The following is a 9,123-nucleotide window of genomic DNA, read 5'->3' as shown; positions in this document are numbered from 1 at the left end:
CTGCTGCGTGAGCACCGCGGGGACGGCCACAACGCCGCCCTCCTCGCCCACGGCATCGGCGGCACCGAGGCCCACGTCCTGCTCGCTGCCTCCCTCGGCATGAGGCCGGAGGAGTTCGGCCGGGTCCACCACCTGCCCCAGGCACAGCTGGCCGGTGTCGTCGACGGGATGCGCCGCCGCGGCCTCACCGACGCCGCCGGCGGTTTCACCGACGCCGGCCGGGCGACCAAGGAGCGGATCGAAGCCCTCACCGACGAGCTCGCGGCGCCCGCGTACGACGTGCTCACCCCCGACGAGCTGGACGAGCTGATCGCCGGGCTCGAGCCGATCGCCGCCGCCGCAACGGAAGCCGACGACTGAGCGGTCCCGACCTGGCATCCGCAGAGGCGAGGATGCGACGTCTCGGGGAACCCGACGGTCGCGCTTCAGCGTGGTTTCGCGGGCTGGGCGAAGCTGGTCAGTCCGTGCTCGACGAGCCGGGCGGCGCGGCGGACCTCCCGGGTGACGGCGTCGATCGCGTCGGGTAGGGGACGGCCGGGTCGCAGGTGGGTCCGCAGCGAGCGGAACTGGACCCGCCAGAGGCCGAGGAGGGTGGCCGCGACAATCTGGAGCTCGGGGTCGTCGGGGCGCAGCCCGGTCCGGGTGGCGAGCACCTCGGCGGCGACGTCGATGAACCGGTCGGCGATGTCGCTCTGGTACGCCCGCAGCGAGGGGGTGTCGCGGATCAGGTCGCCGAACTTCTGGTACTGCGCCAGCGCGCGGTCGGGGTTGGCGGCAAGTCCCGAGGCGATGCCGCCCAGTTCGTGGTCGAGGACCGTCAGCATGGCGGTGACCGGGGGGAGTGCCGGGTTCGACAGGTGTGCGCGCAACGCGTCGGCTGTCGGTTCGAGCCGGTCCAGGAGTAGGGCTTCCTTGCTCGGGAAGTAGTTGAAGACGGTCTTCTCGGACACCCCACACGCCTCACCGACGTCGGCCACCCGAACGGCGTCGAAGCCGTGCTCGACGAACATCCGTGCGGCCGTGTCGGACAGTTGCTGGCGCATCGCGCGTTTCTTGCGTTCGCGCAACCCTTCGACAGCCGGCCGGCCGGTTCCCGTTGTCGCCACGTGACCCATCATACTTCAGCCACCAGAAAAGTTCTGCTACAGTAATTTTATAGCCAATGAAGCTTGCCTGTACCGATGGAGCCCACCATGTCCGAGATCCACATAGTTCGCGACTACCCGCACTCGCCCATAAAGGTCTGGCGGGCGATGACCGACCCGGCCCTGATCCCGTACTGGACGTCGACCGGAAAAGGCGCTCGCGCCGTCGGCTTCCAGCCCGTCGTCGGCACCCGGTTCCAGTTCGTCGCCAAGCCGATGCCCGGCTGGCGGGGGATCGTCGACTGTGAGGTGCTGGAGGTCCGCGAACGAGAACTGCTGCGCTACACCTGGGTCGGCGCGGAGGGCGAGACACCCAGCCACGTCCTCTACCAGCTGGCGCCCACCCCCGAGGGAACCCGCTTCACCTACCACCACACCGGTTTCACCGGAATCGGCGGGTTCGCGATGGCCAAGATCCTCGGCTCGGTCCGGACCAGGATGCTCACCGTCGGAGTGCCCGCCCTGCTCGCCGAACTGGACGAGACCGGTGCACTGCGCCCGGACACGACACTGCGACTGCCACAACCCCGATGACCTCCCCGGCGCAGGCACTCGCGTCCTTCGAGCGGAACGCCATGACATCGGCAGAAGAGGTCACGAGCGACGGCCGGCTATGACTCGAACTTCGTCCACTGTCCTTCGGAGACCACCTCGACGGAGCCATCGACGACCGTGATGGCCGTCTGCTCGTCGATGGCATAGGCCGGGACGCCGAGTTCGGCCGCCCACCGCTCCGCGTCAGCCAGGGTGTTCGTCGGGAAGGCGCCCAGGTGCGGGAAGATCGAGAAGTCGACCACTCCCAGGGTGTGGTCGTCCGGCGCGGACGGCCACTCGACGAAGTACGCCCCGATTCGAGGCGTCATCACCATGCTTCCGGCACTCATCCCCACCCAGACGGTGTCGGGCAGCGACGGCAGCAGTTCGGCCAGTCCCGACTCCCGCATCCAGTGACACAGGTAGGTCGCGTCGCCGCCGTCGACCAGGAGCACGTCCGCCTCCCGAACCCACGGAACCCATCGCTCCGCGCCGATGGTGGGCAGCGCGGTGAGCTCCAGGACGCCGAGCGACGCCCAACCCAGTCCCGAGAAGTGCCGCCACACGGGCTCGGCGGCCACGAACCCACGCACCGACGTCGGACCGCACATCGGGTGACCCCATTGTGCTGTCGGGATGCAGAGTGCGTGGCACTCGGAGACCGGCTTACCGAGAAGCTCCACGAGCGCCGCATGGATGCTCGGGTTCGTGACGCCACCTGAAGTAAGCAAGAGCTTCACACGTACCTCCAAGTTCACGCGGAAGGTGGATGTGCCTGAAGACCAGGATCCGAGCGCGTCCGACGCATGCGGGATGCGCATGAACCGCTCGTCGACGCGCGGGTGCCCGCGCCGTTAGCGAGGTTGGTCCGTCACGTCAGCGGGGTCGAGTGCGCCGACCGCGAGGTCGTGGGCGACGTCGGACAGGCGGCGTTGTTGGGCGTGGGCGAACCTGCGCAGCTGGGTGAAGGCGTCGTGCATGTCGAGGTTGCCGTACTCGGCGAGCACGCCCTTCGCCTGCTCGATCACGGTGCGGTGGTGCAGGGTCGCTTCGAGTTGTTCGGCCAGTAGTTCGCCGCGGCTGGCGGCACGGTGGTGCAGGATGCCGATCGTCGCCACGTCGGCGAGCGCCTGTCCGACCTCGATGGTGGTGACGTCGAGGTCGACCGGCTGGTGGTTCAGCATTGTCAGTGCGCCGACGGTCTGCTCGCGGAGTCGCATCGGCACCGCGGAGGCCGCGCGGAAGCCGGCGTTGATCGCCGCGGGCGCGAACCGTGGCCATCGGGTCTGCATGGTGTCAGTGGCCAGATCGGCGCCGGTGACCGGCTTGCCGGACGCCACACAGTCGAAACACGGGCCTTCGCGGGTCTGCGCGGCGAGTAGTTCGACCAGCTCGGCACGCTCGGACGAGCCGGCGGCCGGGCGCCATCCGCCGCGCTGGTCGGTCAGAATGACGCCGGCGGCGTCGACCTCGAGCAGCTCGGCACTGCGCTCGGCGAGCAGCACGAGGAAGTCCAGTACGTCGAAGTCGGCGACGAGAGTGTCGGCGAGCGTGACGAAGGTGCGGGCCAGCCGCCGGTCCGGGCTCGAGTTCATGGAACGCACCTCTCTTTCGCCCGACATCATGTGGGCTCGTCATTGGGATCGAAACGCAGGGTCCTGGTCACGACCCGATGAGCGATTTCGCGCAGTGGCATGCCGTGGCTGTAGGCGTAGCTGCGCAGCCGTAGCAGCGCGGTGTCGGCGGTGACACCGAGCTGCACCCGAACCATCCCGACCGCCTGGTGCACTTCGACGTGGGGATCGGACAACCACGTGACGTCGCTGGTGGCATGTCCGTTGAGCTGGTCGGTCACGGCGTGGGTGGCCAACTCGGCCAGGATCAGCGCGTCGGTCAACTGGTCCGAGGTCAGCGCGCCAGGCCGATCACGGTAGAGGTCAAGTGAACCAAGCCGGACCACACCGATCTGCAGCGGGAAGGAGAACACGGCGCTCGCGCCGAGGGCGGATGCCTGCGGCCCGAACGCGGGCCAGCGTGTGGGGTCGGCCGCCAGATCCGGGATGAGGATCGGGCCGCCTGCCGCGAAGGCATCGACGCACGGGCCCTCCCCGACGGTGAGTTGCAGGTCCTCCAGCCCGGCACTGACGGGGTTGCTGGCATGCACCAGGCCACGTCGATGTCCGGAGCCGCCAGGTTCGCGGATCTCGCTGAGTACTGTCGCCCCGGCGCCGGAGACCTCCACCTCGGACACGCACAGATCGCAGATTCGTCGAATGCGGGATCCGGCGTCGGATTGGCCGTTCGGGACGAGCAGCGCGTGCAGCCGCTGTCGCCGGTAACCGTCCACGACTCCTCTCACCTCCACCCCCACACACCGACAGCCTAGGTGTTCCGGTGCGAGGTTGATGAGCTTCCCCTGTAGATACGGCGCCACGGACCAGCCCTGCGCCGGTCCGGTGTTGTCGGTGGGTCCAGGCACACTGTCCCGCATGATCCACGATGCACGCTCAACCAAGGAGGAGCCGACATGACCGACGTGCTGTTGCGCGATGTCGACGATGCGGACCTGGAGGTGTTCTACGAGCAGCAGCGCGAGGAGGAGGCAGTGCGGCGGGCGCGGTTTCCCGCCCGCGACCGGGACCGCTTCCTGACGCACTGGCGGACGAAGGTGCTCGGCAACCCCACCGGGCGCGCCCAGACCGTCACGGTCGACGGAGAGGTAGCCGGCAACATCGTCGCGTGGTGGCAGGACGACAAGCGGTTCGTCGGCTACTGGTATGGACAGCGGTTCTGGGGCCGCGGCGTCGGGACCGCGGCACTGCGACAGTTCCTGCGGCGCGAGCAGGTCCGCCTCCACGCCGACCTGTTCGCGGGCAACACCGCCTCGGTGCGACTCCTAGAACGCTGTGGCTTCCGACGAGTCGGCACCGAACACGATGGCGACCTCGAGTTCGCGGTGCTCAAGCTCGACGAGGGAGCCGCCGACGAGAGCTGACGGTTCCGACAAACGAGCCCAACGCCGCCGAGATGTCAGTCATTTGCGCCCAGGGGCGGGGATCGCGTCGGTTCCACACCGAACTTCTCGATCATGAAACGCCAGAAGAGAGTGACACTGCCTCATCACTGGTTCGAAAGATCCCATCATCGTGACCAGTCGTCGAACGGTGCTCGATGAAAACACCGCCCGCGCCCACATGGCCGGACGAAGGCGACCGGACGATGACGACCTCGGTCGGCGGAGCCTCCGGGACAGGGCGAGCCGTGACCACCAGATCATGCATCGAGACAAGCCCCGCCAGTCGCTGCTCGCCCCCGCACGCCAGAACGCTGTCGACGATGTCCGCCATATGCCGGAACTCAGAGTGTTCGGCAGCCAGCTGACGAAACCGGGAGGCGATCTCACCCCACGCGACCTCATCGAAGCGATAAGGCCACGCCAGCGAGTTCATACGCATGCGATCAGGGTCTCAACCTCCAGGCGCTCTGTCGCGCCAGATTTCACCGCTGGCCACGGACCCACCCGCTCACCATGATCGCCATGCACGGCCGCCTCAGTACTGTGACTTCATATGACCGGCACCGAACTCGGGATCACCGCGGACCTGGTCCGTGACCTGCTGCAGGAGCAACATCCAGACCTGGCGGGTCTGGCCATCCGCGAGGTGGCGGGCGGCTGGGGCAACCACATGTGGCGCCTCGGGGACGGTTTGGCCGTGCGCATGCAGCGCATGGACCCCACCCCGGAGCCCCAACTCAAGGAGCGACGGTGGCTACCCGTGCTGGCGCCGCGCCTGCCGCTCCCGGTACCGACTCCTGTGCGGCACGGCGAGCCGTCCGAGCGCTTCCCCAAGCACTGGACGGTGATGACGTGGGTCCCCGGCGAGCCGCTCGACCAAGCCTCGATCACCCACGGCACCCACGCGGCCGACACTCTGGCGGATTTCCTCCAGGCGCTCCATGTGGAGGCGCCCGCCGAGGCACCGACCGCGAGGGACCGCGGTGCCCATCCCAGGAACTGCACCGACGGCTTCGAAAACTTCCTCCAGGCCGTCGCCCCCAACGACATCGCTGCCGACGTTCGGTCCATCTGGGACGACGCCGTGACGGCCCAGGCATGGGAGGGCCCGCCAGTATGGGTGCACGGCGACCTCCATCCCGCGAACGTCATCGTCTCGGACGGAACGATCTCGGGCATCGTCGACTTCGGCGACATGTTCGCCGGCGACCCGGCGTGGGACCTCGCCGCCGCATGGGTGCTGCTACCCCCAGGCACGGCCTCACGGTTCTTCGACAGGTACGCGCAAGCAGACGACGCAGCGATCCGGCGCGCCCGCGGACTGGCCGCGATGAAGAGCCTCTTCCTGATGCTCATGGGACAGAACGGAGACCGAGGCCTCCCCGGCGGCAAGCCGAACTGGGGACCCCAAGGCCGGGCGGCACTTGATCGTGTCCTGAAGGGCGTTTGATGCAGCCGGCCCATGTCGACACCATCGGACACTCGTCTGAGACACGCCTCGGCGTGGTCTCTTCAACGGAATCCTCATCGGGCAACGATGGCCGCGTTCCAGTGCCACGACGAGCTAGGCCCGGCAGTCCCACCGCCGACAGGTCAGGAGATCGCGAGTATCAGCGTCTCGGTCGGCCGGGATCGACCGTCGCCACGGCGTTCCATGAGGGTGATGCCGGCCGCGATCTCGCGGTACCTGTCGCTGAGCCGGTCGGCTCCGGCGCAACCGGCGTCGGCCGCCAGGCTCAGTGCGGTTGTTCGGATGGCGGTCGCGAGACTCGTCGTGACCGGTGTCGCCCTGGCGACGATCGGCAACGCGACCTGTGTCAGCTTGCCGGCGATCTTGCTAATGTGCATGGCCGATCGGGTCCGCGTCTCCGCGGCGGTCTGGCGGATGGTCGCCTCCAGTTCGTCCAGGGCGACGATCCGGGCGGCTTCCTCGGCCCAGCTGGTGTGGATGAACTTGTCCGCGAGCGATCCGCTGTTCGTCCGCGTTAGTTGACTGTCGGATTCGGTGACCAGGCGCAGGAGCGGCTGGAGCGCGTGCGCCACCATGTCGAGGGCGGGGGAGCCCGGGATGTCGACGGTCAGGTCGAGTTCGCGGGCGCGAGCTTGTTGACGCACGAGCTTCCTTGCCAGGTTGGTGACATGGCCGAGGTCGCCGTCGCGTTGGAGCGCGGTGTCGAGTTCCTCGATGAGGTCAAGGGAGCTGCGACCGTGAACTACTCCACGGATCACATCGTCCTGTCTGATGATGGACAGCGACGGGTGCCGTCCGGGTGTGTCGTCGTCGGTCTCGTTGACGAGATGCTCGCGAATCAACGCTCGTGCCAGTCTCGTCGCCTCGCTGTCGAACCAGTCGTCCGGTCCTGACCGGCGGGCCTCGATCAGTGCCAGATGGACGAGGGTGGGGATCGTGCGGGTGAAGTCCGCGTGTATGTGGCTCAGGAGCGTTTCGGCGTCGACGCGGTGCGGTTGCCAGGCCGGGTCCGGTGTCCACAGTCGCGGGCCATCGGCGTCCGGGTTCGTCCAGACGCTGAAACCGTTGTTGCCGACCAGTGGGCGGCGCTTGAGCTCGTCGAGTTCCGCGGCGGTGGCCAGCCGGTATCCGGGCACGCCGCCGGTGACCTCGTTGACCCAGGCAACGAATTCGACCGCATCCCGTGCCCACACACCAGTGACCGGATCAGCAGCCGGACCGTCGGGCGCAGGCACCCGTTGCTCGCCGGCGAACAGCCGGTAGATCTCCTGACCGACCGGGACGACGCACACACGCGCTCCTGTTCGTGTCCGAACTGTTGACCGACGCAGGGAGCGGGTTACGAGCACACCGTCGCGTAGGCGCTGCCGTTCGGAGTCCGCCGCCGACCTACTGAGCAGTTCGTCGAGTGCGTGGCGCAACTCGGGCGCGATGTCGCCCTCGTCCGACCCGCTGTCCGCCACGTCGAACGCCAGCGCGAGTGCGGTGACCTTCCCGGACACCAGCCAAGCGGTCACCACTTCGTCTGCGGACGCCCTGGCCGCGTACATGAGCGTCGTCTCGCGCCACCACACGTCATCGACGGCCGCGGCCAGCATACCGACCTGTCCGGAGTCACACATGTGCATCGCAGCGAGGTACTCCTGAAACGCCACGTGCGCGAACGAGAACCAGCCCCGTTTCCGTTCGACCAGGATGCCGCTCGAACCCAGATCGGAGAGCAGGGTCTCCGGGGTGAGTGACGTCGAGATGTGTTGGAGTGAGCCACGCAGGTGTTTGAGCAGATCGTCGCCTCGCAGGTCCCGCTTCCGGTCGCGCATCATGGTGAACGCGAGCTCACGGACCAGTCCTTCCTTGTGCTCACCGTTCAGCTCGGTCAGTAGCCCTTTGGCCTTCTGCCGCCCCCACAGGACCGCCCGGCATATCTCGCTGTAAAGCTCGACGCGGGTGCCGGGTAACTTCGGGCGGTACCGGTGAATGTTGGCGATCATCGTGAGTAGCAACGGGTTCACGGTCAGATCGCCGAGTTCAGGCGTGTCCTCCAACCGGCGCAGGAGATCGCTCGTCGAACGTTGGACGCGTTTCTCGAGATCGCCGGGACGTTCCTCCGGAACTTCCCGCTCGACCACCCCGTACCAACCACGCACGAACTCGGCGACCTGCGCGTCACTGAAGCCAGGCACCTGTAACACGGTGGCTCCGTCTATGGGCGTGGCGCGGTAGCCCTGGGGCCGGGAGGTGATGATGAAGTCGTTCTTCGGATAGTGGCGGGTCAGCCGTTCCACCCAGTCCGCGACGACGTCCTGACTGGCGACCTCGTCCAGCCCGTCCAGAAGGACGACGCAGTCTCCGTTCTCCAGCCGCTGTTCGAACCAACCCGCTGGTTCGGCCCGGCCCAGTCGACCGAGCTGGCGGCGGACCAGTGCTGGCAGCTCGATCTTCGGGTTCTCGACGATGTCGTCGACGTGATCCCGCAGGTAGACGAGGATCGGGATCGTACGGCGCCGGTCGCGGCGAGACAGGCAAATCTCCCGAACGGTGTGCCGAACAAGTGTGGTCTTCCCACTGCCGTGCGCGCCCAGCATCGCGAGCACACGCGGCTGCGGCTGGTCAAGAAGATCGTCGAGGCGGTACCGACCGTTCGCGTCGCTTCGGGTGTCGGGCAGAACACCGACCGCGATCTCATGCGGGGCTCGATGCTCGAGACTCACCTCGACGAACACGTCGTCGAGTTCGGGATGGGTCGAGCCCAACGTGCTCAGACCCTTCAGGTCGATGTACTGCGACTCGCGTACCAGGTATCGGCGGTAGCGTACGGGAAAGCGGCTGAGCCCTTGCTCGAGCTTCCTGTCGACCCAGTTGGCGAACTGCGCCACCCGACGCCGCCACACGTACAGGACCGTGCCGGACATCGCCGCGGTGGCGCCACCGAGGAACCACGACAGTATGGTGTCCAT

General features: G+C 67.5%; 10 protein-coding genes. 4 read left to right on the top strand and 6 right to left on the bottom strand.

All coding sequences use genetic code 11. From position 1 onward, the window contains the following. On the top strand, positions 1-360 hold a 360-nt coding region (locus VET29_RS37240), incomplete at its 5' end, for a helix-turn-helix domain-containing protein (RefSeq protein ID WP_414636709.1). Between the two features lie 65 nt (positions 361-425). Here the strand turns inward: VET29_RS37240 and VET29_RS37235 are convergent. Then, the gene (locus tag VET29_RS37235; protein ID WP_324929741.1) at positions 426-1,106 is read right to left on the bottom strand and encodes a TetR family transcriptional regulator; all 681 of its coding nucleotides are present in this window, start codon (positions 1,104-1,106) and stop codon (positions 426-428) included. Positions 1,107-1,193: 87 nt separating this feature from the next. Between VET29_RS37235 and VET29_RS37230 the strand changes: the two genes are divergently transcribed. Beyond that, entirely contained in the window at positions 1,194-1,679 is a 486-nt protein-coding gene (locus VET29_RS37230) for an SRPBCC domain-containing protein (RefSeq protein WP_324929739.1), read from the top strand. Between the two features lie 77 nt (positions 1,680-1,756). Here the strand turns inward: VET29_RS37230 and VET29_RS37225 are convergent, their stop codons facing one another. From VET29_RS37225 to VET29_RS37215, 3 genes are read right to left on the bottom strand one after another with little or no spacing between them, the layout of a single operon-like run. Beyond that, complete coding sequence (locus VET29_RS37225) at positions 1,757-2,500, bottom strand: Type 1 glutamine amidotransferase-like domain-containing protein (protein WP_324929737.1); 744 nt, start codon at positions 2,498-2,500, stop codon at positions 1,757-1,759. Positions 2,501-2,533: 33 nt separating this feature from the next. Further along, on the bottom strand, positions 2,534-3,274 hold the full coding sequence (locus VET29_RS37220; protein WP_324929735.1) for a GAF and ANTAR domain-containing protein: 741 nt from the start codon (positions 3,272-3,274) through the stop codon (positions 2,534-2,536). A gap of 26 nt (positions 3,275-3,300) precedes the next feature. Continuing rightward, positions 3,301-4,026, bottom strand: coding sequence for a GAF and ANTAR domain-containing protein (locus VET29_RS37215; RefSeq protein WP_324929733.1), 726 nt, complete (start codon positions 4,024-4,026; stop codon positions 3,301-3,303). 180 nt (positions 4,027-4,206) lie between these two features. Between VET29_RS37215 and VET29_RS37210 the strand changes: the two genes are divergently transcribed. Continuing rightward, entirely contained in the window at positions 4,207-4,674 is a 468-nt protein-coding gene (locus VET29_RS37210) for a GNAT family protein (RefSeq protein WP_324929731.1), read from the top strand. A 91-nt stretch (positions 4,675-4,765) separates the two neighbouring features. On the opposite strand, the gene VET29_RS37205 is transcribed toward VET29_RS37210, so the two are convergent. After that, complete coding sequence (locus tag VET29_RS37205; protein WP_324929729.1) at positions 4,766-5,134, bottom strand: hypothetical protein; 369 nt, start codon at positions 5,132-5,134, stop codon at positions 4,766-4,768. Positions 5,135-5,248: 114 nt separating this feature from the next. On the opposite strand from VET29_RS37205, the gene VET29_RS37200 reads away from it, so the two are divergent. Next, positions 5,249-6,145 carry an aminoglycoside phosphotransferase family protein gene (locus tag VET29_RS37200; RefSeq protein WP_324929727.1) on the top strand — a complete coding sequence of 299 codons (897 nt, stop codon included), beginning with the start codon at positions 5,249-5,251 and terminating at the stop codon, positions 6,143-6,145. Positions 6,146-6,288: 143 nt separating this feature from the next. Here the strand turns inward: VET29_RS37200 and VET29_RS37195 are convergent, their stop codons facing one another. Continuing rightward, on the bottom strand, positions 6,289-9,123 hold the full coding sequence (locus VET29_RS37195) for an NACHT domain-containing protein (RefSeq protein ID WP_324929725.1): 2,835 nt from the start codon (positions 9,121-9,123) through the stop codon (positions 6,289-6,291).

Source organism: Actinophytocola sp. (assembly GCF_035634895.1).
GTDB lineage: Bacteria > Actinomycetota > Actinomycetes > Mycobacteriales > Pseudonocardiaceae > Actinophytocola.
This window is presented reverse-complemented; position numbering and strand designations above follow the sequence as displayed.